The sequence below is a fragment of the Streptomyces sp. CNX435 genome (genome assembly GCF_059570575.1).
In genome coordinates this window covers 1-25800 of the sequence record NZ_JCANTA010000015.1, presented here as the reverse complement: position 1 = coordinate 25800, position 25800 = coordinate 1, and the positions used below count along the sequence as shown (strand labels likewise).

The 25800-nt window shown below is 71.8% G+C and carries 18 protein-coding genes; 7 read left to right on the top strand and 11 right to left on the bottom strand.

Features of this window, described 5'->3' with window-relative positions:
• The 3 genes from T328_RS23345 to T328_RS23335 are packed head-to-tail and all read left to right on the top strand — an operon-like array spanning position 1 to position 3904.
• Positions 1-1020 (top strand): carbohydrate ABC transporter permease, encoded by a 1020-nt coding sequence (locus T328_RS23345; RefSeq protein ID WP_496498097.1) that lies wholly within the window; start codon positions 1-3, stop codon positions 1018-1020.
• Positions 1010-1846, top strand: a complete 837-nt coding sequence (locus T328_RS23340) for a carbohydrate ABC transporter permease (RefSeq protein WP_496498096.1) — start codon at positions 1010-1012, stop codon at positions 1844-1846. Before T328_RS23345 ends, T328_RS23340 begins: the two co-directional genes overlap by 11 nt.
• Before the next feature lie 36 nt (positions 1847-1882).
• Entirely contained in the window at positions 1883-3904 is a 2022-nt protein-coding gene (locus T328_RS23335; RefSeq protein ID WP_496498095.1) for an aldo/keto reductase, read from the top strand.
• 48 nt (positions 3905-3952) lie between these two features.
• Here T328_RS23335 and T328_RS23330 read toward each other — a convergent pair whose 3' ends face one another.
• The gene (locus tag T328_RS23330) at positions 3953-5038 is read right to left on the bottom strand and encodes a LacI family DNA-binding transcriptional regulator (RefSeq protein ID WP_496498094.1); all 1086 of its coding nucleotides are present in this window, start codon (positions 5036-5038) and stop codon (positions 3953-3955) included.
• A gap of 368 nt (positions 5039-5406) precedes the next feature.
• Between T328_RS23330 and T328_RS23325 the strand changes: the two genes are divergently transcribed.
• From T328_RS23325 to T328_RS23315, 3 genes are all read left to right on the top strand, one after another.
• A complete protein-coding gene (locus tag T328_RS23325; protein WP_496498093.1) occupies positions 5407-7308 on the top strand; it encodes a rhamnogalacturonan lyase family protein in 1902 nt (633 codons plus the stop codon).
• A 170-nt stretch (positions 7309-7478) separates the two neighbouring features.
• Positions 7479-8093, top strand: a complete 615-nt coding sequence (locus T328_RS23320; protein WP_496498092.1) for a P-loop nucleotide/nucleoside kinase family protein — start codon at positions 7479-7481, stop codon at positions 8091-8093.
• Positions 8094-8242: 149 nt separating this feature from the next.
• Positions 8243-11056, top strand: a complete 2814-nt coding sequence (locus T328_RS23315; protein ID WP_496498091.1) for an AAA family ATPase — start codon at positions 8243-8245, stop codon at positions 11054-11056.
• A 31-nt stretch (positions 11057-11087) separates the two neighbouring features.
• Here the strand turns inward: T328_RS23315 and T328_RS23310 are convergent, their stop codons facing one another.
• The 4 genes from T328_RS23310 to T328_RS23295 are packed head-to-tail and all read right to left on the bottom strand — an operon-like array spanning position 11088 to position 16041.
• Positions 11088-12212, bottom strand: coding sequence for an XdhC family protein (locus tag T328_RS23310; RefSeq protein WP_496498090.1), 1125 nt, complete (start codon positions 12210-12212; stop codon positions 11088-11090).
• A 3-nt stretch (positions 12213-12215) separates the two neighbouring features.
• Complete coding sequence (locus T328_RS23305) at positions 12216-14456, bottom strand: xanthine dehydrogenase family protein molybdopterin-binding subunit (protein WP_496498089.1); 2241 nt, start codon at positions 14454-14456, stop codon at positions 12216-12218.
• The gene (locus T328_RS23300; protein ID WP_496498088.1) at positions 14453-15433 is read right to left on the bottom strand and encodes an FAD binding domain-containing protein; all 981 of its coding nucleotides are present in this window, start codon (positions 15431-15433) and stop codon (positions 14453-14455) included. Before T328_RS23300 ends, T328_RS23305 begins: the two co-directional genes overlap by 4 nt.
• A gap of 2 nt (positions 15434-15435) precedes the next feature.
• On the bottom strand, positions 15436-16041 hold the full coding sequence (locus T328_RS23295; RefSeq protein ID WP_496498087.1) for a (2Fe-2S)-binding protein: 606 nt from the start codon (positions 16039-16041) through the stop codon (positions 15436-15438).
• Between the two features lie 172 nt (positions 16042-16213).
• On the opposite strand from T328_RS23295, the gene T328_RS23290 reads away from it, so the two are divergent.
• The gene (locus tag T328_RS23290) at positions 16214-16846 is read left to right on the top strand and encodes a LysE family translocator (RefSeq protein WP_496498086.1); all 633 of its coding nucleotides are present in this window, start codon (positions 16214-16216) and stop codon (positions 16844-16846) included.
• 168 nt (positions 16847-17014) lie between these two features.
• Here T328_RS23290 and T328_RS23285 read toward each other — a convergent pair whose 3' ends face one another.
• The 6 genes from T328_RS23285 to T328_RS23260 all read right to left on the bottom strand — a co-directional run bounded on the left by T328_RS23285 (position 17015) and on the right by T328_RS23260 (position 25483).
• Positions 17015-18406 (bottom strand): glycoside hydrolase family 5 protein, encoded by a 1392-nt coding sequence (locus tag T328_RS23285; RefSeq protein ID WP_496498085.1) that lies wholly within the window; start codon positions 18404-18406, stop codon positions 17015-17017.
• A 62-nt stretch (positions 18407-18468) separates the two neighbouring features.
• The gene (locus tag T328_RS23280) at positions 18469-19635 is read right to left on the bottom strand and encodes an ABC transporter ATP-binding protein (protein WP_496498084.1); all 1167 of its coding nucleotides are present in this window, start codon (positions 19633-19635) and stop codon (positions 18469-18471) included.
• A gap of 14 nt (positions 19636-19649) precedes the next feature.
• Positions 19650-20489 (bottom strand): carbohydrate ABC transporter permease, encoded by an 840-nt coding sequence (locus T328_RS23275; protein WP_496498083.1) that lies wholly within the window; start codon positions 20487-20489, stop codon positions 19650-19652.
• The gene (locus T328_RS23270) at positions 20486-21343 is read right to left on the bottom strand and encodes a carbohydrate ABC transporter permease (RefSeq protein ID WP_496498082.1); all 858 of its coding nucleotides are present in this window, start codon (positions 21341-21343) and stop codon (positions 20486-20488) included. Before T328_RS23270 ends, T328_RS23275 begins: the two co-directional genes overlap by 4 nt.
• Before the next feature lie 9 nt (positions 21344-21352).
• Complete coding sequence (locus T328_RS23265) at positions 21353-22603, bottom strand: ABC transporter substrate-binding protein (RefSeq protein ID WP_496498081.1); 1251 nt, start codon at positions 22601-22603, stop codon at positions 21353-21355.
• A 39-nt stretch (positions 22604-22642) separates the two neighbouring features.
• The gene (locus tag T328_RS23260; protein WP_496498080.1) at positions 22643-25483 is read right to left on the bottom strand and encodes a family 78 glycoside hydrolase catalytic domain; all 2841 of its coding nucleotides are present in this window, start codon (positions 25481-25483) and stop codon (positions 22643-22645) included.
• Between the last annotated feature and the right edge of the window lie 317 nt (positions 25484-25800).

Below are 25800 nucleotides of genomic sequence, written 5' to 3'. Positions count from 1 at the left end.
ATGAGCCTCACCGAGACCCTGCGCGGGAGCGCGGGCAAGCTGCGCGGGAACGGCGCCAAGCCGCCGCCGGACGGATCCAAGCCGCTGCCCGGCTGGCGCCGCTACTGGCCGATGTACGCGGCGGTGTCCCCGTTCTTCATCATCTTCGCCGTCTTCGGCGTCTTCCCGGTCGCCTTCTCCGTCTACCTGTCCTTCATGTCCTGGGACGGCCTCGGGGACATGAAGTCGATCGGCTGGGAGAACTACGAGTACCTGGTGACCGACTCCGACTTCTGGAAGTCGATCACCAACACCCTGATCATCTGGGTCCTTGCCACCGTCCCGATGGTCTTCCTGGCGCTGGTCATCGCCTACGCGCTGCACACCACCGTGCGGTTCAAGGCGTTCTACCGGGTGGCCTACTTCGTCCCGAACGTCACCTCGATCGTGGCGATGACCATCGTCCTCGGCTCGGTCTTCAGCGACAGCTCCGGGCTGCTCAACAGCATGCTGCGGGCGATCAACGCAGGCGAGGTCGGCTGGCTGAGCGACCCGTGGGCGATGAAGGTCTCCGTCGCCGTGATCACCATCTGGCGGTGGCTCGGCTACAACACCATCATCGTCCTGGCCGGACTGCAGGCCATCTCCAGCGACGTGTACGAGGCGGCCAAGGTCGACGGCGCCAGCAGCCGCCAGACGTTCTTCCGGATCACCATCCCGATGCTCCGCCCGGTGATCCTCTTCGTCGTCATCACCTCCACCATCGGCGGGCTGCAGCTCTTCACCGAGCCGCAGGTGATGTTCCCGGACGACAGCGGGAACGTCGGCGGGCCCGGCGGTGAGGCCACCACCATCGTGCTCTACCTCTACCAGCAGGCGTTCATCTTCAACCGGTTCGGCTACGGCGCCGCCATCGGCTGGGCGCTGTTCATCCTGATCGCGGTGTTCTCGATCATCAACTGGCGGCTGGTCGCCGGCCGCGGCGAGGACGCGACCGGCACCGGCAAGGCGAAGAGGAAGGGGAAGTCCCGTGCGCGCTGAGACGGCCGCCCGAGTCCGGACCATCCTGGGCCACGTCATGCTGATGTTCGGCGTGCTGGTCACGGTCTTCCCGTTCTACTGGATGTTCGTGATGGCGTCGAACACCACCGCGGACATCTTCTCCTACCCACCCAAGCTGGTCCCCGGCTCCCACCTGTGGGAGAACATGAACAAGGTGTTCGACGGGATCGACTTCTGGGGATCCATGGGCATCACCATCGTGGCGGCCATCACCGTGACGTTCCTAGTGCTCCTCTTCGACTCGCTGGCCGCCTTCGCCTTCGCCAAGTACGAGTTCCCCGGGCGGCGGGTGCTGTTCTGGATCGTCCTGGCCACTTTCATGATCCCGATGCAGCTTGCGCTGGTGCCGCAGTTCGTCACCCTGGCGTGGCTCGGCTGGGTCGGCTCGCTCAAGGCACTGATCATCCCCGGTGCGGCCAACGCGTTCGGGATCTTCTGGATGCGGCAGTACGCGCAGGGCGCCATCGCCGACGAGCTGATCCACGCGTCGCGGGTGGACGGGGCCGGGTTCTTCCGCCAGTGGTGGACGGTGGGGCTGCCGGTGCTGCGCCCGGGGCTGGCGTTCCTGGGCATCTTCACCTTCTTCCACGTCTGGAACGACTACCTCTGGCCGCTGATCGTCATGACCGACCCGGGCACGGTGACGCTGCAGGTGGCCGTGCAGCAACTGAACGGCGTCTATACCACCGACCAGTCGATGGTGATCACAGGGGCGCTTATGTCGGTGATCCCGCTGATCGGGGTCTTCCTGATCGGGGCACGACACTTCATCGCCAACCTGGGCGCAGGCGCGATGAAGTTCTGAAGCCGGCTCCGCCCTTTACAGAGAGGTATTCGCTCCATGCAGGACAGCACGCACCGGACTCCCCCCGCAGACGGCACCGTCGGCTGGGGGATCCTGGGCACCGGCGGGATCGCCGCAAGCTTCGCCGGCCAGTTGCCGCGCTCCCGCACCGGCACCCTGGCAGCCGTCGGCAGCCGCTCCCCCGCCTCCGCCAGCGCCTTCGCCGACCGCTTCGCCGCACCGCGGGCGCACGGCTCGTACCAGGAACTGCTGGACGACGACACCGTCGACGCGGTGTACGTCGCCACACCCCACCCGCAGCACGTCGAGTGGGCGGTGCGGGCCGCCGAGTCCGGCAAGCACGTGCTGGTCGAGAAGCCGCTGGCGGTGCGCAGGGCCTGGGCCACCGCCGTCGTCGAGGCCGCGGTACGCGCCGACGTGTTCCTGATGGAGGCGTACATGTACCGCTGCGCCCCGCAGACCGCGAAGCTGGTGGAGCTGGTCAAGGACGGAGCCGTCGGCGACCTCCACCACATCCAGGCGCAGTTCTCCTTCGGCGGCACCGGTTTCGACGCCGGGCACCGGCTGTTCGACAACGCCCTGGCCGGCGGCGGCATCCTGGACGTCGGCGGCTATCCGGTCTCGATGGCCCGCCTGCTGGCCGGCGCCGCGACGGGCGCGCCCTTCGCCGACCCGGAGCACACCACCGCCGCCGGAACCGTCGGCCGCACCGGCGTTGACGAGTGGGCCCTGGCCACCTTGCACTTCGCCGGCGGGCTGACCGCCCAGGTCGCCACCGGCATCCGGCTCACCGACGAGAACCGGGTCCGGATCTACGGCTCCCGCGGCTTCCTGGAGGTAGCCGACCCCTGGTTCTGCGGGAACGGCAAGCCCACCAGCCTGATGCTGCACCGGGTGGGCGAGGAGCCGCAGGAGATCCGGATCCCGCCGGCGCACGTCTACGCCGCCGAGGCCGACACCGTCGCCGACCATCTCGCCGACCGCCAGGCCCCGCAGATGAGCTGGGCCGACAGCCTCGGCAACATCGCCGTCCAGGACGCCTGGCGGGCGGCCATCGGCCAGCGCTACGACAGCGAGCGCGACGACGCTCCCGTGTCCACCGCCTCCGGCCGGCCGCTCGCCCGCCGCGCCGACGCGGCGATGACCCACTCCCGTATACCCGGCCTGGACAAGGACATCTCCCGGCTGGTCATGGGCGTCGACAACCAACCGGACCAGATCCACGCCTCGGTCGTCTTCGACGACTTCTTCGGGCACGGTGGCACCGCCTTCGACACCGCGTACCACTACGGCGGGGGCCGACTCGAGCGGCAGCTCGGCCGGTGGATGGAGGACCGCGGGGTCCGCGACGACGTCGTGGTCATCGGCAAGGGCGCGCACACGCCGGACTGCGACCCCGCCTCGCTCAGCCGCCAGCTGGAGATCAGCCTGGAGCGGCTGCGCACCGGCCACGTCGACGTCTACTTCCTGCACCGCGACAACCCCGACATCCCCGCGGGCGAGTTCGTGGACGTCCTCGACGAGCACCGCCGAGCCGGCCGGATCGGCGTGTACGGCGGCTCCAACTGGAGCCCGCAGCGGGTCGACGAGGCCAACGCGTGGGCGCGCCGCAACGGGCGGCAGCCGTTCACCGTGCTGAGCAACCACCTCAGCCTGGCCCGCGCCTACGACGTGCCGTGGGAGGGCTGCCTGCACGTCAGCGACCCGGACTCGCAGGACTGGCTGCGCGAACGTCAGGTGGCGCTGTTCCCGTGGTCCAGCCAGGCGCGCGGGTTCTTCACCGGCCGGGCCAGTCCCCACGACACCGGCGATGCGGAGCTGGTGCGCTGCTTCTACTCGGACGAGAACTTCGAACGCCTGGACCGGGCACGCAAACTCGCCCGCGAGCGCGGCGTACACCCCACCGCGATCGCCCTGGCCTGGCTGCTCCACCAGCCGTACCCGGTCTTCCCGCTGATCGGTCCCCGGCAGGTCTCGGAGACCCGTACCTCACTCGCGGGTCTGGACGTACACCTCTCCGCGCAGGAGGTTGCCTGGCTGGACCTGCGGGAGGAGTAGCGGCAGCCGATTCGTGCCGGTCTGGCGCCCCGGCCGGTTCGAATCGTTCTAGTCCGGAGCTGAAGCTTCGCCCACGTGGGGGCGGACCGAGGCGCGGACCACGATGTGCGTGCCCAGCAGGACGTGCTCGGCGGACCCGGGCGTCTCGTTCTTCAGCGCAAGCCGCACGGCGGTGCGCCCCAGTTCCTCGTGCGGGATGTGAACGGTGGTGAGGTCGATGTCGGCGGACGGGGGGAGGTCGTCGAATCCGACCATCGACACGTCCTCGGGGATGTGCAGCCCGCGTTCTCGCAGCGCCTCGCGCGCGCCCGCGGCGATCAGGTCGTTGCAGGTGAAGACGGCGGTGAAGTCCCGTGGCCCCGCGTCGAGTCGCTCGCGCATCATGCGGTGGCCCTCGTGCCGCTCCATTATCGTGCCGTCGATCTCCAGCCGGGGATCACGGGGTACGCCGTACGCGGCCAGGGCGGCACGGTAACCGGCGATCCGGCTCTCCGGCGTCGTGTACCCGGCCCGCCGTCCGAGGAACAGGATGCGCTTGTGGCCCGCCGAGAGCAGGTGGCTCGTAGCGGCGAACGCACCTCCGGTGTTGTCGTACTCGACCACGATGGCCGGTACGTCGGGGCCCAGCGGTGGGCGACCGCAGAGCACCAGCTGCGAGCCGGCCACGGCCAGTGCGCGGGCGTAGCCGGCCATGCGCTCGCGGTAGGCGTCGTCGGGATTGACGTTCCCCACCAGGATGACCGCTTCGGCGCGCTGTTCACGCATCAACCGGATCGCGGCCAGCTCCCGTTCGGGATCTCCGCCCGTGGTGCCGACGAGGCAGAGCCGGCCCGCACGCGCGGCCTCCTCGTGCACCCCCTGCGCCACGTGTGCGTAGTGCGGTGAGATGACGGAGTTGACCACGATGGCCACGCTCTTGGGCCGCACTCCCGCGAGTCCCCGGGCGTGGGCGTTGGCCACGTAGTCGAGTTCGCGCACGGCTCGCATGACCTTGCTGCGCGTGGCAGGAGCGTTGGGGTACGTGCCGGAGAGGATGCGCGAGACGGTGGCGACCGAGACGCCGGCTTGTCTGGCCACGTCCCGGATCGTCGCGGGGCGGGGTCTTCCGTCGCCGGACGCGTCCCGACGAGGCATCCGACCTCCCTGCGTCCCGTTTCGTCGCCTCAGCCTCGTAACCGTTTGAAGTCGATGGTGAGCCGATCGGTGTGACGCGTCAAGCACGGGAGGCTGGATCGTTCCGAGCCGGCCGGGGTCGCGGTGGGGTACGCCGTGACCAGGGGACCCGGCGCCCGGCGTGAGCGCTGCCACTGTTCCCGGACACGCCGCTCTTGACGTGCCCCCTACAACCTGCTTGCATCCCTGGCGTGTAAACGGTTCAACATTCGTGGGTGTCCCCGGTATCACGGCCGCCCCCGCGCGAGGTCTCACCCGACGAACGAACCGCACCGCGCCCTGCTCAACCGTGCGAACGGCCCCCACATATACGAGCATGAGGAGTTCTCATGGAGCACAGGCACAGGCGTCGGCGCAGGTTACACCGGGCCGGCGCCGCCACCGCGGCGGTAGCCGGGGCAACGGTCCTCCTCGTCGGCCTCTCCTCGCTGGGCACCGCGTCCCCCGGCGCCGGGGGCGCGGGCACCGCCCAGGGCGCGACCGCGGCGGCAGCCGCACGCCCGATGGAGAACCTCGGGCGCGGGGTGGTGGCCGTGCGCTCAAGCGACACCGACGTCCTGGTCTCCTGGCGGCTGCTGGGACTCGATCCGGAGGGCATCGGCTTCAACGTGTACCGCTCCACCGGCGGCGGGGAGTACACCAGGCTCAACGACGGGGTCCTCACCGACGGGACCAACTTCGTCGACTCCACCGCCGACCTGTCGCGGGACAACAGCTACCGGGTCGCCCCGGTGGTCGACGGATCGGAGCAGGAACCCAGCGGGGCCTTCACGCTGACCGCGAATCACGCCGAGGAGCCCGTGGTGCGGCTGCCGCTGCGCGACGGCGGTCCGGTGAAGTTCGTGTGGGCCGGCGACCTCGACGGCGACGGCGAGTACGACTACGTGATCGACCGGCAGACCTCTCCGCAGAAGATCGAGGGCTACTCCAGCGAGGGGGAGTTCCTCTGGGAGGTCGACATGGGGCCGAACAGCACGGACCAGAACAACATCGAAGGCGGCTCGGCGACCATCGACGTGGGCCACAACGACGGCGTCACCGTGCAGGACCTGGACAGCGACGGCACGGCGGAGGTGGCCGTCCGCGTCGCGGACGGCGTCACCTTCGGCGACGGCAGCGTGCACGCGGAACAGGACGACACCCATCAGTCCATCGCCATCCTCGACGGCGCCACCGGCGCACCGGAGGCCACCGCCCCGGTGCCGGACGACTACATCGCCGACGGCCCCATGTACGCCCGCTTCGGCGTCGGTTACCTCGACGGCGCCACCCCGAGCCTGGTGGCGTACATGAAGAACCGCATCGGCAGCGGCGACTTCAACCTCATGATGGCCGCCTGGCAGTTCGACGGCGAACAGCTCACCCGGAAGTGGAAGTGGCTGCGCGGCAACCAGAACGCACCCGACGGACACAACACCCGCATCATCGACGTGGACGGCGACGGCACCGACGAGATCGCCGAGATCGGTTTCGTTCTCAACGGCGACGGCACCCTGCGCTACTCGATGGGCCCCAGCGGCATCGTCCACGGCGACCGCTTCCACATCGCCGACATGGACCCCGGCCGGCCGGGCCTCGAAGGCTACGGGGTGCAGCAGGACAACCCCAGCGGCCTGCTGGAGTACTACTACGACGCCGCCGACGGCGAACTCCTCTGGGAGCACGGCGGCGGCCCCGGCGACGTCGGCCGCGGCATGGCCGGCGACGTCGACCCGCGCTTCCCCGGCATGGAGGTGTGGTCCTTCGCCGGCCTGTACAACGCCCCGTCCAACGAACTCACCGAACCCGACACCTCGCTGAGGCCGTGGCCGCAGATGGGTCTGTGGTGGGACGGCGACATCACCATGGAGTTGCTCAACGACGGCAAGCTGGAGAAGTGGGACCCGGAAAACCCCACGCCGACCAACAGCCTGCCCCGGCTGGAGACCGTCAGCGGCTACGGTGCCGTCACCGCCGCCCAGGGCGGGCCCACCCTCGTCGGCGACCTCCTCGGCGACTGGCGCGAAGAGGCCGTCTACACCAACGGTGCTTTCAACGAGCTGATCATCTTCACGACCGACCGGCCGACGGACACCAGGCTGTACACCCTCGCCCACAACCCCGCCTACCGCAACGCCATGACCTTCAAGGGCTACATGCAGTCGCACCACGTCGACTACTTCCTCGGCAACGGCATGGACCAACCCCCGGCGCCCGACATCAGCTACGCCGGCAGCGGCTCAGGCCAGTAGGCGCCCGCACCGCGGGCCGGCGCGTACGCGCCGGCCCGCGTTCTCCGTACAGCAGGCGGTGACGGACATCGTTCACGGATGCGTGCGGCTGCCGCCGGCGCCGGGACCTGTCGTCAATTGATCTCGTGGGGTGGCATGACAGGGCGACGGACAGGTGGCAGGATCTCCGGGTGTTGACCAGCGAAGTGCTGCTCATCGGCGGCCGTTCCGGGGTGGGAAAGTCCTCGGTCGGCTACGAGGTCTCAGCGCAGCTGCGCGCCGTGGACGTCCCCCACGCTCTGATCGAGGGCGACGTGCTGGATCACATCCATCCCGCTCCACCCGGCGACCCGGACCGGTCGCGGCTGACCGAGCGCAACCTTGCGGCGCTGTGGGGCAACTACGCGGCGCTGGGCTGCCGACGGCTGATCTACACCAACACCGCCAGCGTCATGGCAAGCGAGAGCGGCATCTATGAGCGGGCTCTGGGGAAGGACGCCCGCTTCGTGCGGGTGTTGCTGACCGCCTCCGACGCCACCGCCCGCGGCCGCCTGGCCGCTCGCGAACTCGGCTCGGAGCTGGAGCAGCAGGTGCGGCGCAGCAGGTTCATGGCCCGGCACCTGGAGGAGCGGGTGCCGGAGGGGACCGTCCGGGTGGCCACGGACGGGCGGACGGTGGCGGACGTCGCCCGGGATGTCGTGGCCGCTGCCGGCTGGTGGCCGTCGGCGGCGGCCGATGAGATCGGCATACGTCACGCCCACATCCGCAAGGCCGCCCGTGCCCGCGGACACCCCTCCAACGAGTAAATCGACACCCCCCAACCGAAGGGCGACCCGTGGTCCTTCGGCGGCTGCCCCGGCCAGCCGATGCCGACCGGACTCCCCTGCGGAAGCGGCCACGTCCGGCCCGGCGGGGGCCGGCGGATCCGGGTGCTCCGCGGAGGTAGCCTCAAGGCATGCTCCATGGGCGGGAAGAGGAACTCCAGGCGCTGGGCCGGCTCGTTTCGGACACCCGCCGCGGCCGGGGCCGGGCGATCGTGGTGCAGGGCGAGGCCGGGATCGGGAAGACGACGCTCATGCGGCGGGCGGCGGCCGAAGCCGGGTCCGGCGTGCGGGTGCTCCGCTGCGCGGGGGTGCAGGCCGAGATCCCGTTGGCCTTCGGAGGGCTGCACCAGTTGCTGTCCCCGCTGCTCGACCTGCTGCCGGAGCTGCCGGAGGAGCAGGCCGCGGCGCTGCGCAGCGCACTGGGCCTGTCCAGCGCGCCCACCGGCGATCTGCCCGTACGCATCGCCGCGCGCTCGCTGCTGCGACGGGCGGCGGAGAACACCCCGCTGCTCGTCGTCGTGGACGATCTGCAGTGGCTGGACCGGGCCAGCGCCGGCGTCGTGCTCTTCGTTGCCCGCCGGCTCGACGACCTGCCCATCGGCCTCCTCGCCGCCCTGCGCGACCCCGGCGGGCCCGGGTCCGGGGAGCCCGGGGACCTCGTCGGGGAGGCGCTCACGGCCCGGGACGTCCGGGACCTCCCCCGGCTCGCACTCCGCGGGCTCGCCGATGACGCCGCCTCCGCGCTGCTCGACGAACGGGGATGGGGGACACCGGGGCCCACCAGGCGTGCGATCGTCGACGCCGTCGGCGGCAACCCGCTGGCGCTTGAGGAGGTGGTCCGGCACGGCGGCCCGCCGGAGGTGGCGGAGAGGATCACCCTCACCGGTACGGCACCGCTCGGTCGGCGGCTGCGCGCGGTCTTCGCCGAGCGGACCAGGGAACTTCCCGAGCAGGTACGCACGCTGCTCCTGGTGGCAGCCGCCGAGGACAGCGGCCGCACCGACATCGTGCTGGGCGCGGCCGGCCGGCTCGGGGCGGACGGGCCGCGGGCGCTGGACGCCGCGGAGCGCGGGGGCCACCTCGACGTGCCGGGCCCGCGGTTGCGCTTCCGGCATCCGCTCGTACGGGCCGCCGTGTACGCCGACGCCTCCGCGCGGCATCGGGCGCGCGTGCACCGGGCCCTCGCCGACGAACTGGCCGGGCTGCCCGGGCCGGAGCAGGGTGAGCGGGCCGTGTGGCACCGCGCGCTCGCGGCGACGGAACCCGACGACGGGCTGGCGGAGGTGCTGGAAGCCGGTGCGGCGGAGGTGAAGCGGCGCGGCGGCCTCGCCGCCGCCGCGGCCGTGCTGCACCGGGCCGCCCTGCTGAGCGCGTCCCCGCAGCAGCACACCAGGCGGCTGACCGCGGCAGCGTACGACGCGTGGAAGTCGGGCAGTCCGCAGCTCGCCCACCCGCTGCTGGCGGAGGCGCTGACGCGGCCCGCGGACGACGCCACCCGGCTGGAGCTGCTCCGGCTGCAGGGCATGATGGAGCTCTGGGGCGGCGACCAGGAGGCGGCGGTCGCCCGGCTGCTGCACGGCGCCGAGTTGCTGACCGAGCGGCACACCGAGCAGACGGAGCACACCGAGCACACCGAGCGTGCGGTCGCCTTGTCGTTCATGGCCGTGGACGGGGCGCTGCGCGCCGACCTCATGGACGAGGCGCAGCGCGCCGCGGCGCAGATCGAGGCCGCGAGCACCCGCGACCCGGGCTACGCCGGGTACGGGCGGTGGCTCGCGGAGGCGCTCGCCGACCGGCCCCGGCACGAACTGTCCCCGTGGCAGCTGTTCGAGGCGGCCCCGGAGTCCCTCGCCCGGGACGGGGCGAACCGCTGGGTGTGGGCGACGGTGCTCGGGATGTTCGGGGCACCGCCCCGGCAGGTCCGCGCCTTCGCCCTGGAGGCGTGCGCGCGCTTCGAGGCCGTCGGGATGCTGGCCGTCCACGTCCTGTTCCTGTCCTGGCTCGCGGAGCTGGAGTACCGGCTGGGGCTGTGGCGGGAGTGCGAGGCCCACGCGCAGGAAGGGCTGCGCGCGGCGCGCGACGTGGGCCAGCCCGTCCTGGAGGCGGACCTCCTGGCCCTGCTCGCCCTGCTGTGCGCCGGGCGCGGGCAGCCCGACGGATGCCGCGAACACGCCGAGCGGGCCCACGCGCTGGCGATCGCGCAGGGCAACAGGTCGGCGGCGGCCACCGCGCAGTGGGCGCTGGGACGGCTGGCGCTGGGTGCGGACGACTACGAGGACGCCTGCGAACGGCTGGGGTCACTCGGCCGGCCGGGATCGCCGTACGCCCACCGCCGGGTGGCGCGACGCGCCGTCCTCGACGAGGTGGAGGCACAGGTGCGGGCGGGCCGCGGCGAAGACGCCGAGCAGGTCGCGCGGGCGTTCGAGCAGTGGTCGGAGCAGAGCACGCTGGTGTGGCCGCAGCCGCACCGGCACGCCCTGCGGGCGCTGCTTGCGGAGGGGGACGCGGCCGACAAGCACTTCCGGGCGGCGCTGACCGCGCCGGGAGCCGTGGACGAGCCGTTCACCCGGGCCCGCACAGCACTGCTGTACGGCGAATGGCTGCGGCGTACCCGGCACGAGGGCGAGGCCAGACGGCAGTTGCGGGACGCGGTGGAAGGGCTGGAGGGACTCGGCGCCGAGCGGGAGGCCGAACGCGCCCGGCGCCAGCTCCGCGCGGCCGGCGGCGCGGCCCGGCGACGCGACGGGGATCCCACCGCCCGGCTGACGGTCCAGGAGCTGCAGGTCGCACGGCTGGCGGCGGCGGGCCTGAGCAACCGGGAGATCGGTGCCCGGCTCGCCGTGAGCCCGCGGACCGTCGGCTACCACCTGTACAAGATCTTTCCCAAGCTGGGGATCAGCAGCCGGTCCCAACTGCGCGACGCCGGCCTCAAGCCGTCGGGCTGACCTCGGCAGCCATCCGGCCGTCGAGGTGGTGTCAGGCAGGTGAGCTGACGTTCCGTAGCGCCTCGGCCAGGCCATTGCGGGCCATGACGAGCTGGGCCGCGATGGCCGTCGCGATCTCGGCCGGGGCACGGCCCCCGAGCGGCAGGCCGATCGGTGAGTGGATCCCCGCCAGCACAGCCTCGTCCATGCCCGCGGCGCGCAGCCGCTCGTACCGGTCGCGGTGGGTGGCCGCCGAGCCCATCGCCCCCAGGTAGCCGACGCCCGCCGAGGCCGCCTCCAGCAGCGCGGGAACGTCGACGCGCGCGTCGTGCGTGAGCACCACCACCGCGGACCGGCCGTCGAGCACCGCCTCGCGGCGCAGGCTGCCCAGCGTCGTCTGCGGCAGCCCCGGGATCACCTCGGCGCCCGCGGCCTCCGCCTGAGCCCCGAAGGCCGGCCGGTGTTCCAGCACCACGGCCCGGTAGCCGAGCTGCGCGCCCATCCTCGCCAGGTGGTCGGCCACCGGCGTCCAGGAGACGAGCACCAGCAGCGGCGGCGGCGCATGGGCGGCGACGAAGACGCCGAACCGGCCGTCGGCTTCCCCGTCCGCGCCGCCCGGGGAGGCGTACGGCCCCGCCGGGAGCAGCACGGTCCCGCCCTCCGGGAGCAGGAGCCGCGCCGCGGCCTCGGCTCTGCTGTCCTGCCTTTCCCCGCCGACGCTTCCGGCCCATCCGCCGCCGGGCAGCAGGACCAGGTGGCCGGGCCGGTCGCGGTCGAGCCGGGTGGCGAGCGTGACGGGCAGACCCCGCCGGACGGCGGCGGCGACGGCGGGGAGCCAGTGACCGCGGTCGGCGGTCACCGGCTCGACCCAGACGGACAGGGTGCCGCCGCAGGTCAGTCCGACGCCGAAACCGTCGTCCGCGGAGTCCGCGGTGTCGGCCGGACCGTAGCGGCGCAGCACGGCGCGGCCCTCGCGCAGCACGTCCTCCGCGGTCGCCGCCACGTCGGCGTCGACGCAGCCGCCGCTGATCGCGCCCAGCACCGTACCCCGCCCGTCGACGGCCATCGCCGTGCCCGCCGGCAGCGGCGCGCTGCCGACCGCTTCGACGAGGGTGGCCAGCGCGAACGGGCGGGACCGGCGCCACCAATCCGCCAGTTGCGGGAGCAGCTCGCGCATGCGTCAGCCCACCAGCTTGTCCGGGGTGATCGGCAGGTCGGTGATCCGCTTGCCGGTGGCGTGGTAGACGGCGTTGGCGATGGCGGCGGCGACGCCGACCGAGACCACCTCGCCCATGCCCTTGCTGCCCAGCGGGTGAGCGATGGTGTCGGGCTTGTCCACGAAGAGCACGTCGATGTCGGGGACGTCGGCGTTCACCGGGATGTGGTAATCGGTGAACGCCGGGCCGGTGTACCGCCCGGAGACCGGGTCGGGCACCAGCTGCTCCATCAGCGCCCAGCCCATGCCGAAGACGATGCCGCCCTGCGCCTGGTTCTCCGCCGCCTTGTGGTTGGTGACGCGGCCGATGTCGAAGACCGCGACGTGCCGGGTGACGCGGACCCTGGGCAGCCGGGGATTGATGCGCACTTCGGTGAAGTGCACGCCGAACGTGGCCGCGGTGTGCGTCGTGCGCGTCTTGTAGTTCCCCTGGCCCACCACCGGTTCGCCGCCGTGCCGGGCCAGCAGGGCACGGTAGGTTTCCCCGCGCCGCGGATCCTGAGTGTGGTAGAGCCTGCCGTCGCCCGCCGCGATCTCGCCCTGCGGCAGCCCGTGCAGCGGCGACCGGGGGTCGGCGACGGCCATGCGTACGGCGGTCTCGCGGGCCTGCTCCGCGGCGAGCTGGACGGCGGAGCCGGTGTAACCCGTCGTCTTCGAGCCGCCGTTGCCCACGGTCCTGGGCAGATTCGTGTCGCCCAACCGGGGTTCGACCCGGTCCAGGGGCACGCCGGTGCCGGCCGCGGTGATCTGGGCGATCAGGGTGAGGGTGCCGGTGCCGATCTCCTGGGTGGCGGTGCGCACCTGGGCCGTGCCGTCCGCCCGGATCTCCACCGCGGCCCGGGCCTGGTCGGGCATCTCGGTACGGACCGCGGTGGCCGTGCCGTACCCGACCAGGTCGTCGCCGTCGCGGAGCGAGCCCGGCTCGGCCGGGCGGCTCGACCAGCCGAAGCGCTCGGCGCCCAGCTCGTAGGCCTCCAGCAGGTTCTTGTCGCTGTACGGGTTGCCGGTGAGCGGGTCGACCATCAGGTGGTTGCGGCGGCGCAGCTCCAGCGGATCCATGCCGAGGCGGTACGCCAGCTCGTCCATCGCGCACTCCAGGGCGAAGGAGCCGGGGCCGTCGCCCGGGGCGCGCAGGTTCTGGGAGGGACCGATGTTCACCTTCGCCACCCGCGTGGTGACCGACAGGGCCGGCACGGTGTAGGAGGAAGCCGAGGAGACGACCGCGGGCTCCGGCCGGCCGGCGCGCATCTCGGTCGCGTTGACGACGTCGTGGAAGATGACCGCAAGCTTGCCGCCGGCGTCCGCGCCGAGGCGGATGCGCTGGATGATCGGCGGCTGGTGGCCCATCCCGGTGAAGGTCTGCTTGCGCGTGATGACGAGCTTGACCGGGCGCCGGACGGCCTGTGCGGCCGCCGCGGCGAGCAGGCTGTGGGACCACACGTCGGTCTTGTTGCCGAACCCCCCGCCGACGAGCGGGGACAGCACCCGGACACGCTCCGGCGGCAGCCCGAACACGGCGCACACGACGTCCTGGTGCCGGTGTACCTTCTGGCTGCAGTCGCGCAGGGTGAGCGCGCCGTTGTGCCAGGAGGCGACCACGGCGCCCGGCTCCAGCGGGGCGTGGCTGAAGTGCGGCACCCGGTAGGTGGTGTCGGTGCGTACGGCCGCGCCGTCCAGCGCCGCCTGCGGGTCGGCTCCCGGCGGCAGCACCGCCTGCTGGGGGAACGGAGGCTGGATGAAGCGGTCCCCCTCGGGGACGGTGTACGCGTCCGGGAGCGCGTCGTCGAGGGTCGGCACCGGCCGGTGCTCCTCGTAGTCGACGGCCACCTGCGACGCCGCGTACTCGGCCTGCGCAAGCGTCTCGGCGACGACGACGGCGAGGTACTGCCCGTAGTAGGTGATCCGGTCGTCGGCCAGCGGGAAGCGGTCCTCGTTGTAGGTGGCCTTCGCGGGGGTGCCCTGCCACGGCATCCGGTCGTGGTGGGTGAGGACGTCGAGCACGCCGGGCGCCGCCTTCGCCCGTGCGGTGTCGATGCGGCGCACCCGGCCCGCGGAGATGGTGGCGGCCACGAGGACGGCGTGGACCATGCCGGGGAGCCGGGCGTCGGCGGTGTACCGGGCGGCGCCGGTGACCTTGTCGCGTGCCTCCACGCGGTTGACGGGCGCGCCGATCCCCGACTCCGGCACCTCGGTCGTGGTTGTCATCGGTGATCTCCCAGCTCGGTGAGGGCCTGCCGGACGACTTCCCGGGCCAGACCCACCTTGTACGTGTTGTCGGGGCGCGGTGCCGCGCCGCTGGTCGCCGCCTGCGCGGCGGCGTCGATGGCCTCGTCGTCGAACGGCCGGCCGAGCAGCGCCCGTTCGGCCGCCGCGGCCCGCCACGGCTTGGGCGCCACGCCGCCCAGCGCGATCCGGGCCGAGCGGACCGTGCCGCCGCGCAGCTCCACGCCGACGGCGGCGGAGGCCAGCGCGAAGGCGTACGAGGCGCGGTCCCGGAACTTGAGGTAGTGGGAGTGCGCGGCCCAGGGCCGGGCCGGCAGCTCGACGGCGAGAATGAGCTCGTCGCGGCGCAGCGTGAACTCCTGCGCGGGGGTGCGGCCGGGCAGCCGGTGCAGCGCGTCGATGGGCACGCGCCGTTCCCCGCGCGGCCCGCGTACCACGATCTCGGCGTCGAGCGCCTGCAGGGCGACGGCGCAGTCCGACGGGTGCACGGCGACGCACGCTCCGCTCGTACCGAGGATCCCCTGGCGGCTGCTGTCGCCGTCCACCGCCGCGCAGCCCGCGCCCGGGTCGCGGCGGTTGCAGGCGAACTCGGGCAGCCGGTAGTAGGGGCAGCGCACCCGCTGCAGCAGGTTGCCGCCGAACGTCGCACGGTTGCGGATCTGCGGGGACGCCCCCGAGCACAACGCCTCGACGAGGACCGGGAAGTCCCGCTGGAGCCGGGCGTCGGAGACCGCGTTGCGGCACAGGGCGCCGATACGGAGCCCGCCGTCCGGCCGGGTGGAGATCCCGGCGAGGCCGAGCCCGTTGATGTCGACCAGGTGGCTCGGCTGCCGGATCCCGTCGCGCATCAGGGTCGTCAGGTCGGTGCCGCCGGCGATGACGGCGGCCTTGGGGTTGTCGGCGAGCACCTGGATCGCCTCGCCGACGCTGCGGGCCCGTACGTACTGGAAAGTCTCCACGCCTACCGCTCCTTCACGGACGCGGCGGCGGCCTCTTCGATGGCGTCCCGGATGTTGCAGTAGGCCGCGCACCGGCAGAGGTTGCCGCTCATCGCCTCCGGGATGCGCTCCCTGGTGATCCCGGGCTCCTCCGCGAGCAGCGCGACGGCCGAGACGATCTGCCCCGACGTGCAGAAGCCGCACTGGAACGCGTCGTGGTCCATGAACGCCTGTTGTACGGGGTGCAGGGCCTCGCCGTCGGCGATCCCCTCGACGGTGGTGATCTCCTGCCCCTCGTGCATCACCGCGAAGGTGAGGCAGGACAGCACCCGCTGCCCGTCCAGCAGCACCGTGCAGGCCCCGCACGCACCCTGGTTGCAGCCCTTCTTCGGCCCGGTGGTGCCCACCTCGTCGCGCAGCGCGTCGAGAAGGCTGCTGCGCGGGTCGACGGCCGGCGCCACCTGCCGCCCGTTCACGGTGAGGGAAACCGTGCGCGGCGCCACCTCGCCGGGGACGGCGTCCGCCCCGCGGGTGGCCAGGGGGTAGCCGACGGCCAGGGCCGCTCCGGCGGTTGCACCCCCGCGCACCACAGTGCGCCTGGTGGGTTTTCGGTACGCCTCGTCCGACATACGTGCTCCTCTCGGGACACGTCCAGCCTTCCGGGCCCTCTGGCGGCCTGCATCTGTCACTCTGACTAGTCACCCGGCCCGGGCCCCGCGAGCGTGGCGAGGGAAGACGCCGGGTTCACGGCCTGACGGAAAAGCGCTTCCGCTGGCGGCAGGTCTTGCGGATACTCGCAGGATGGTCGCTCAACTGATCGCCTTCATCGGCGTGTCCCTCGTGGTGATCTGCACCCCTGGCCCGGACACCGCCCTGACCGTGCGCAATGCCTTCTCCGGCGGTCGTCGAGGTGGCATATGGACGGCAGCGGGGGTCGCTATGGGGCAGGCGATCTGGACGATTGCCGCAAGCGCCGGTATTGCCGGACTGATCCACGCTTCTGAGCCTGCGTTCTTGGCGCTCAAGTACTTCGGTGCGGCCTACCTCGCCTACCTGGGCTTCCAGTCGCTGCGGTCGGCGTGGCGAGGCGGTGAGGCTCCGACGGCAGCCCAGTCGGGAGGGACATCGCAGCACACCCCGGCGCGTTCGCTGCGCCAGGGGCTGATCAACGATCTCGCCAATCCGAAGATGGCGGCGTTCTTCATGAGTCTGCTGCCGCAGTTCGCCCCCGAGGGCCGTGGCGCCTTTGCCGCGATGCTCGCGCTCGGGCTTGTCTTCTCCCTGTTGACCTTCGCCTGGCTGGCCTTCTACAGCATCGTGATCGACAAGGCCCGCGCGCTGTTCAACCGCTCTGCGGCCCGCCGCGCCTTGGACGCGCTCACCGGATCCCTGCTCATCGCCTTCGGCGCCCGTCTCGCCACGACGGAACGCTGACGAGCGTCATCGCGGGACGGCGGTGCCGTTGAGGAGGGTTTCGGCATCGACGGGGACACGCATACCAGCGGCCGTTCCCCGGCGCTTCGTTGCTCGACACCTCGAAGCGTGAAGAACGGCCGCCTTTGCTGTCCCGGGAAGAAACCCCAGATCAGGCCCGGACTTCCGTCATCCGCCGCCAGCGCCGCTCATGATGGCGCTGAGGATGCCCTGTTGGGTCACGGTGTGAGAATTTCGGTCGAACAGACCGAACCCGTACTGTCCGTTGTAACCGTTGTCCCAGTAGACGCTGACCGCTCCGTACTTCTTGGCCGTGGCTGCCAGGGTGCGCGCAAAGTCAGCACGGTAGGTGTTGTTCGCCGAATCGAACGACGACTTGTCGATCGCTCCGTATTCGCCGACGACTACCGGATATCCCTTCGTAACGAACCCGTCGTACATCTTCTTCAACTGCCCGTCCAGGAAGTCCTCCTGTCCCCAGGTGGACGTCTTTGACGGGTCGGTCGCGGCCGGGCCCCACTGCGTGATGGTTCCGTTTTCCTCTCCGGCGAAGTCCCACGGATCGTAGTAGTGCACGGAGATCATGATCCGGTGCTCATCGCTGGGAATGGAGGGGGATCGGTGCTCGTCGGTCGGCAGGGCGAAGCCGTAGTCGCCCGCGGTGTAGTCGATGTTTGTGTTCCAGCCGGGCACGAGCAACCACCGTGAGCTGTTGTTGCCGCCGGTCTGCCGCACGGTGTCCACGAAGATCTGGTTGTAGTCGTTTATGTTTGAGTAGCACGGTTGAGTCGGTTGGCCGTATTGGCCGTCGAACTCTTCGTTCATGGATTCCAGGATCAGGTGCTCGTCGTAGCTCTGGAACTTCGACGCGATCTGTTGCCAGACCTTCTGGTACTTGTCCTTGATCTCCGTCTGGGAGGACGCGTCACAGATCAGCCAGGAGCCGTCGACCGACTTGTAGCCGTCGCCGTGCATGTTGATCACCACGTACATGCCCCGGCTGTAGGCGTAGTCGACGACTTCCTGGACCCTGTTCAGCCAGGTTGCGTCGATCGTGTAATTAGGGCCAGGTCCTATGTTGCGCAGGTAGGAGACGGGGATCCGGATTGTTTTGAATCCTGCCTCCTGCACCTTGTCGATGAGATCTTGAGTTACCGCCGGATTGCCCCATGCCGTTTCACTGGGAACCCCGTTTGCATTGGCTTCGAGCTGGTTCCCCAGATTCCAGCCCGCGCCCATATCGGCAACAATCTCCGAAGCGTCCAACTGAGCCTCGGCGCCGGCAGATGCCTCATTTGTCGAGCCGCCGCCCACGAATGCGGCCACTGCCAGTACGATGGCTGCGAGGACGGTCGTGATCTTCACTTTTTTTGCGGCCATTGACGTTTCCCCTCCTCCGGTCTTGAGGTGCCACCAGGTGGATTTACTGACGCCGAGCGGTCGTGGCCAGTCGATGACTGCCGTGCGCGGCTTCCGCTGCTCGTCGAACTCTAATCGAAGCGCTTCGATGGCGAATTCGACGATCCAGCTCCGTTTTTCCCTGAGAGAGGGTAGAGTCACGCCGCAGCCATGACAACAAGCACAGCACGGCTGATCTTCGCGCCATGGCGCTGCCTCCAGCCTCAGACGGACGGCAGGCGTTCCCCGCCGGCGGGGTCGAAGTAGTGCAGGGCCTCGGGCCGTACGGCGAGGTCCACCGTGTCCCCGGGCTCGACCGACACGTCCGCCGGGACGCGGGCGCACAGCAGCCGCTCGCCGCCGGCGACGACCGGGCCCGCCGGCCGGTCCTCCGCGAACGTCGCCCGGGCGATCACCGCGGCCTCGTCCGGCAGCGCGGGTGCGGCAAAGAACAGCAGTTGGTCGGCGCCGAGGTTCTGCCGCACTGCGCACGTCACCCGCAGCGCGCACGCGGACGGGCCCGCGGCCTTCGGCTCGCGCAGTTCCTCCGGCCGGATGCCGACCAGGACGCGCTCCCCGGCGGAGACCGGGGGGCGCAGCGCGGCGGGCAGCCGAAGGCTGAACCCGGCGAGGTCGAGCCCCTCCTCGCGCACCGTGCCCAGGGCGAAGTTCATCGGCGGGGAGCCGATGAACGCGCCGACGAACGCGTTGGCCGGCCGGGCGTACAGCTCCTGCGGCGCGGCCACCTGCTGCAGTACGCCGTCCCGCAGCACGGCGGCCCGGGTCCCGAGCGTCATCGCCTCCACCTGATCGTGGGTCACGTAGACGGTGGTGACGCCGAGTTGATGGTGCAACTGCTCCAGCTCGGCGCGCATGGAGACGCGCAGCTTGGCGTCCAGGTTGGACAGCGGCTCGTCCATCAGATAGGCGCGCGGGCGCCGCGCGATGGCCCGGCCCATCGCGACCCGCTGGAGCTGCCCGCCGGAGAGCGTCGCCGGGCGGCGCCCCAGCAGGTCGCGCAGTCCGAGCAGGTCGGCGACCTCCCGCACCCGGGCGTCCGCCTCGCGCTTCGGCACGCCCCGGACCCGCAGGCCGTAGCCGAGGTTGCCGCCCACCGTCATGTGCGGGTAGATCGCGTAGTTCTGGAACACCATCGCGACGTCGCGCAGCCGCGGTGTGAGCGCGGTGACGTCGGAGCCGCCCATCCGGACGGCGCCGGACGACGGCCGCTCCAGGCCGGCGAGCAGCCGCAGCAGGGTGGACTTGCCGCACCCGGAGGGGCCGACGAGCACGAAGAACTCCCCCTCCTCGATCTCCAGGGACACGTCGTCCACGGCCGCCTGGGTGCCGTCGTACCGCATGACCACGTGGTCGAGCCCGATGGACGTCATCGCGCCTTCCTCTCTCACCCGTGCAGGGTGCTGGTGAAACCCTTCATGATCGTTCGCTGGGCGAAGCCGAACAGCACGACGACGGGACCGGCCGCGATGAGCGCGGCGGCGAAGATCAGCGGCCATTCCGCGGCGAACCGGCCGACGAACGAGTAGACAGCGACCGGCAGGGTCACCTTGTCCGTGTCGCCGACGAAGACAAGTGCGACGAAGAAGTCGTTCCAGACGAACAGCCCGGTCAGCGTCGCGACGACACCGGTGACGGGACGTACGAGCGGCAGCACCACCCCGGTGAAGACCCGCAGCGGGCGGGCACCGTCCACCCGCGCGGCCTCTTCGTAGGCGGTGGGCAGGCCGCGGATGAACCCGGTGTAGAGGAAGACGGCCAGCGGCATCTGCAGGCCCACGTACACGAGGATCAGGCCGGCGCGGGTGCCGGTGAGACCGGCCTCCACCATGAAGCCGTAGAGCGGGATGATCCCGAGCTGGATCGGCATGATCAGCGCGAAGGCGAACAGGCCGAAGACGGCGCCGGAGAGCTTCGAGCCGCGGCGGGCGAGCGCGTACCCGGCCGGGGCCGCGACCACGACGAGGATCGCCACGACCGCGACGGTGGTCAGCACGCTGTTGACCAGCGCCTGGGAGAACGACACGGTGCCGCCGCCGGCTTCCGACCAGGCCCGCTCCAGGTTGCCCGACGTCGGCTCCCCCGGTGGCCGCAGCGCCGACTCGCCGGCCGCCTCCGGGCCGCGCAGTACGGTCGTCAGCACGAGGTAGACGGGCAGCAGCACGGGGACGGCGGCGATCCAGAAGCCCGCCTCGCGAAAGGCCGTCCAGCGGCCGTAGCGGTTCATGAACGCCTCCCCCGCAGCAGGCGCGTCTGGACGAGGGCGACGAGACACACCCCGGCGACGAGCAGCAGGGCGACGGCCGAGCCGTAGCCGTACCGGCCGTTGACGAAGGTCTGCTCGTAGACGTAGGTGCCGAGGGTGTCGGTGCCGCCCGAGGGGCCGCCGCCGGTCAGCGCCATCACCTGGTCGAACAGCAGGAAGGCCGAGATCGTGGAGAGCACGGTTCCGATGACGAGGGCGGGGCGCAGCAGCGGCAGCGTGATGTCGCGGAACCGCCGCCAGGGCCCGGCGCCGTCCACCTCCGCCGCTTCCAGCAGCTCACGCTGCACGCCCTGCAGCCCGGCGAGATAGATGAGCATGTGGTATCCGGAGAACTGCCACACCATGACGACGGCGACCGCCGCGAGCGCGGTGGTCCGCTGCCCGAGCCACGGCTGTGCCGAGGAGCCGAGGCCGACGGCCTCCAGCAGCTCGTTGAGCGGCCCGTCCACGTCCAGGATGAACGTCCAGATGTACGCGACCACCAGCGGGCTCACCACGGCCGGCACCAGGAACAGCGCCCGCAGCACGTGCCGGGTCCGCAGCGTGTGCGCCAGGCCGAGTGCCAGGCCGAGGCCGGCGGCGTTGACGCCGACGACGTACAGCGCGGCAAGGATCAGGGTCTGCGCCACGACGTGCGAGCCGTCGTCGAAGAACTCGGTGAAGTTGGCGAGCCCCACCCAGGAAGGCGAGGTCAGCCCGTCCCAGTCGGTGAACGCGTAGGCGGCGCCGACGAGGGAGGGGACGAGCAGGATCAGCAGGGTCAGGGCCGCCGCCGGGACGACGAACAGCCACGGAACCGCTCTGGGTTGTTTCATCGCGGGCTCCTACGGTGCCTCGGACGTCCACACCGCGTCCATGGACTCCAGGACGTCGGCGGGGGTCGTCCGGCCGGTGAGGATCTCGACCAGGCCGCTGTCGAAGCGTGTGATCAACTCCGGGTTGGGCCACTGCTGGTCCATGATCGGGGCCGTCTTCCCCGCACGCAGGTACGGCCCGAGCGCCGCCGCGTAGCCGGGGGTGCGCTCGCGGGCGGTGTCGTCGGGCACCGCGGGAACGGCGCCGTCGACCTTGGCGTAGCGGGCGCGGTCGGCCGCGTAGTGGTCGATGAACTCCTTGCCGAGCGCGCCGTCGCTCGCCTTGGCGGGTACGACGAGGCCGCTGCTCGCCCCGGCCGGCACGAGCACGCGGTCGGGGTCGTCGTCGCCGGGGAACGGCGACATGGTGAACTCGGCGTCGGGGGCCGCGGCCTGCCACAGCGGCAGGGTGACGGTGGGGGTGACGGCCATCAGCGCGTCGCCGTCGCCCAGCGCCCGGGCGGCGGCCTCCCGCGTGGTGCCCGCCGCGTTCTCGCCGAAGCACCCGGCGTCCCGCATCTCGCCGAAGCGCGTCACGGCCTGCCGCCAGCCGTCGCTGCCGGCGAAGGTGGCCTCGTCGCGCAGCCGCTTGTCGCCGTAGTCGGGCTCGTCGGCGAACACGGTGGACGCGGCCAGCGCGAAGCCCACGATGTGCGGCATCTTCGAGTTCTCGTGGCCGCCCATCGCGAACGCGACCTTGCCGTCGCGCTCCGCGTTCCGGCATGACGCGAGGACGTCGGAGTACGTCTCGGGCACGGCGGTGCCCTTCTTGGCGACCACGCCGATGGCCACCGAGTCGACGGGGAAGGCGTAGACCTCGTCGCCGTCCCCGACGGCGCTCTCGGCCCCGTCGGGCACCCGGCCCGCCCAGGGTGCCCGGCCCAGGTCGGCCAGCAGCCCCTTGTCGGCCAGGGCGCGCACCGTTGCGGACTCGCCGTAGCCGACCAGGGTCATCGCCACGTCGGGCGCCCGGCCCGCGCCCAACTGCCGGCGCAGTGCCTGGAGATGCTGGTCGAAGGGGATCTTCTGCACCGTCACCGTGACGTCGGGGTGCGCCTTCTCGAAGTCGCGGGCGGCGAGGTCGATGGAACTCTCCTCGCGCCCGTCGTCCCAGACGCTGACGACGATCTCGCCGTCGCCCGCCGCGTCGTCGCCGCACCCGGCCGCCAGCAGCGCAGCGGCCAGCGCGGCGCAGCCGAGCGCCCTCCCGCGTATGTTCATCGAAACCTTCTTTCCGGCCCGCCCCGTGGGGGTCTGGGCTCAGCCGTGCGCCGTGGCCAGCCGGAGGCGGTGCGTGCCGCCTCCCACCTCCAGCACGAGGTGCTCGCCGCTGCGCCTGATCTCCCGGACGCCGGGCCCGGGCCCGGCGGCGTTGTCGGCGGACCCACCGGCCCGCCACACGATCCGGCCCGCCGCGGTCAGTTCGCCGGCGCCGGCGGCCGGCAGCCACACCTCGGCCTCGCTGGTCGCCGGCACCTCCACGGTGAGGTGGAGGGCGCCTTCGGAGACGTGCCACTCGACGGCGGCGGCGCCGCGCGCGGTGCGCACGCGGGCGCTCGCGCGGTCGAGCCGGTGCGTGAGCGCCGGGCGGACGCGGATGCGCCGCCAGCCCGGCTCCGCGGGGGCGAGCCCGGCCACGTCGTTGAAGAGGAACTTCTCGATCATGGCCATGAGCTTCATGTTCCGGCTGTAGCCGGCGTCGCCTCCCCACGTCTCCCAGATCGTGGTCGCGCCCCGCTCGACCTGCGCCCCCCAGCTCGGGTACGTGGTCTTCGTCGCGATGCCGTACATCACCTCGGCCGCGCCGGCACCGGCCAGCACGCTCTGCAGCGCGGCGGTGCCCATGGTCCCGGTGGCCAGATGGCCGCCGTCGCTCTCGATGCGCTCGACGAGCACGCGCGCGACCCGGTCACGCTGCTCGTCCGGGACGAGCCCGACCCACAGCGGCATCGCCTGGGCCGTCTGCGAGCAGGTGGCGTAGCGTCCGGTGGCGGCGTCGAGGAAGCGGGCGTTGAAGGCGGTACGGATCTCCTCGGCCAGCTCGCCGTAGCGGACGGCGTCGTCGTCCTCGCCGACGACGGCCGCGGCCCGCGCGGTCATCGTGGTCGTCGCGTAGAACCAGGCGGTGGAGGTCAGCTCGATGGGGGTCTGCTTCGGGCTGAGCAGGGACGTGCCGTCCGGCTGGGGCTCCATGTGGTCGCCGAGGCCCTCGCCGAGCAGGAGGTCCTTGGCGCGGGTACGCAGGTACTCCACGCCGCGGCGCATCCCCGGGTAGTGCCGCCGGAGGACCGATGCGTCGCCGTAGAACCGGTAGAGGTGCCAGGCGATGCTCGGGTACGAGGTCATGGCGAAGTCGGGCAGCGGCGCGTACGGCCAGTGGACGACGGACGACCACTCGTCGGGCAGGGCCTCGCGCTCCTTCTCGTCGACCTCGTAGCCCTCCTCCTCCAGCGCCTGCATGTCGACCGTGCCGCGCCACTGGAGCGGGCAGATCGTCGGGAAGCGGCCGTCCGGCAGTTGGGTGCCGGCGAGGTCGTCGAGCCACTTGAGCCAGAACGCGCGTGCCTCGAAGACGTAGAGGTAGTCCTCGATGGACCAGCCCGGGTCGCCGACCCAGCCGACGCGCTCGGCGCGGTCGGCGGCGTCCTGCGGGAAGCCCTGGAAGCTGGCGCGGAACGTCCACAGCACGTTGCGGTGGATGCGGTTGAGCAGGTCGTCCGAGCACGCGAACGTACCGCTCGGCGCCAGGTCCGAGTGCACGACCCGGGCCGCGAGTTCGTGCACCCGCAGGCCGGGGTCGGAGACCGTCACCTCGACGTACCGGAACCCGTGCAGGGTGAACCGCGGCTCCCAGGCCTCCTCGCCGCCGCCCGCCAGCGTGTAGACGTCGGTCTGTGCCGCCGCGAGCCACGACCGCGCGTTGGCGTCGTCGTCCAGCCTGCCCTCGGCGTCGACCTCGCCCGCGTGCCGCAGCCGGACCTCCGCTCCGGCCGGTCCCGTCACCCGGATCGCGGTCCAGCCGGAGACGTGCTGGCCGAAGTCCACGAGCCGCACGCCGTCGCCCGCAGGGGTCGTCGCGACCGGCGGCAGCGTGTCGACCACCCGTACGGGCTCGACGAGTTGCGACCGGACGCTGCCTGCGGGAGCGGCCACCGGCGTGACCGGCGACCAGCCGGGCGCGGCGAACCCGGGGCGGTCCCAGCCGGCGACCTCCTCGCGGGCGTCGTACCGCTCGCCCTGCGCGTAGTCGTTGTAGCGGACAGGACCGGCCGCGGTGCGCCAGTCGCCGTCGCTGACGACCGTGACCCGCTCCCCGTCCGCCGTCTCCACCTCGACGCGCAGCAGCGCCGCGGGCCGGTCGCCCCACGGGGTGCGGGGGAACGGACCGGGGCCGTTGTCCTCCTCGGCGCTGTACCAGCCGTGGCCGAGCATCAGCCCGACCACGTTCTCGCCCGCGGTCACCTGGTCGGTGATGTCGTACGTGGCCGCCAGCACGCGCGGGCCGGGGATGCGGGCGGGCTCGCCGTCGCCGTCGAGCAGTGCGGGGTCGTGGTCGTACGTGGTCGTGGCCGGGTCGAGCACGCGGTCGCCGACGCGTTCGCCGTTCAGGCTCAGCTCGTAGAAGCCGAGCGCCGAGACGTACGCGCGGGCGCGCCTGACGGCGCCGGGGACCGTGAACCCGGTGCGCAGCAGCGGCGACGAGACGCCGGTGCCGCCCGCGATCCAGGCCGCACCCCAGTCGTCCGGCGCCAGCAGCCCCATCTCGAACGAGGCGGGGGCGGTGAACGGGCCCGGTCGGTCGTCACGTCCCCACAGCCGCACCGTCCACCAGCAGCGCTCGCCGGAGCGCAGCGGACTGCCCGCGTAGGCGACGCCGTTGACCACGTCCCCCGCCACGCGCCCGCTGTCCCACCGGTCGGCGGAGCCGGGCCGCAGCAGCTCCGGCGCACTCGCCACCAGCACCTGGTACGCCCGCAGCTCCTCGTCGCCCGCCCCGGCCGGCTCCCAGCCGAGCACGGGCTCGGGCTCGTCCAGACCGAGCGGTTCGACGAGGTGCTGGCAGCGAAGCCGCGTCGCGCGCAGCTCTCCGTCCTCGGTCATGTGTCTCTCCGTAAGTTATTGGGTGGCCCGGGAGGGCCGGATGTGGCTTATGTGTCCTTGCCTTCAGTGGCTTCCTGGGAGTGGCCGTCCGGCTCTCCGGGGCGCCCTGGCTGCTGATTGAGATGTGCGCGCCTTGTGCGGTCGCTGTTTACGGAGATGACGGCGGGGTGTTCCTCGGGCCGACGGCATGCTGTGCGAAACGAGGAGGGGCGAGTGCCTCAGCGGCGGGCCCGGGTCTGGGCCGGGATTGATGCGGGCAAGGGGCATCACTGGGCGACGGTGGTCGACGAGACCGGCGCGACCCTGTGGTCGAAGAA

Coding starts and splice junctions, on each gene's coding strand:
- T328_RS23345 (WP_496498097.1), top strand. CDS start 1: ATGAGCCTCACCGAGACCCTGCGCGGGAGCGCGGGCAAGCTGCGCGGG.
- T328_RS23335 (WP_496498095.1), top strand. CDS start 1,883: ATGCAGGACAGCACGCACCGGACTCCCCCCGCAGACGGCACCGTCGGC.
- T328_RS23330 (WP_496498094.1), bottom strand. CDS start 5,038: ATGCCTCGTCGGGACGCGTCCGGCGACGGAAGACCCCGCCCCGCGACG.
- T328_RS23325 (WP_496498093.1), top strand. CDS start 5,407: ATGGAGCACAGGCACAGGCGTCGGCGCAGGTTACACCGGGCCGGCGCC.
- T328_RS23315 (WP_496498091.1), top strand. CDS start 8,243: ATGCTCCATGGGCGGGAAGAGGAACTCCAGGCGCTGGGCCGGCTCGTT.
- T328_RS23310 (WP_496498090.1), bottom strand. CDS start 12,212: ATGCGCGAGCTGCTCCCGCAACTGGCGGATTGGTGGCGCCGGTCCCGC.
- T328_RS23305 (WP_496498089.1), bottom strand. CDS start 14,456: ATGACAACCACGACCGAGGTGCCGGAGTCGGGGATCGGCGCGCCCGTC.
- T328_RS23295 (WP_496498087.1), bottom strand. CDS start 16,041: ATGTCGGACGAGGCGTACCGAAAACCCACCAGGCGCACTGTGGTGCGC.
- T328_RS23290 (WP_496498086.1), top strand. CDS start 16,214: ATGGTCGCTCAACTGATCGCCTTCATCGGCGTGTCCCTCGTGGTGATC.
- T328_RS23280 (WP_496498084.1), bottom strand. CDS start 19,635: ATGACGTCCATCGGGCTCGACCACGTGGTCATGCGGTACGACGGCACC.
- T328_RS23275 (WP_496498083.1), bottom strand. CDS start 20,489: ATGAACCGCTACGGCCGCTGGACGGCCTTTCGCGAGGCGGGCTTCTGG.
- T328_RS23270 (WP_496498082.1), bottom strand. CDS start 21,343: ATGAAACAACCCAGAGCGGTTCCGTGGCTGTTCGTCGTCCCGGCGGCG.
- T328_RS23265 (WP_496498081.1), bottom strand. CDS start 22,603: ATGAACATACGCGGGAGGGCGCTCGGCTGCGCCGCGCTGGCCGCTGCG.
- T328_RS23260 (WP_496498080.1), bottom strand. CDS start 25,483: ATGACCGAGGACGGAGAGCTGCGCGCGACGCGGCTTCGCTGCCAGCAC.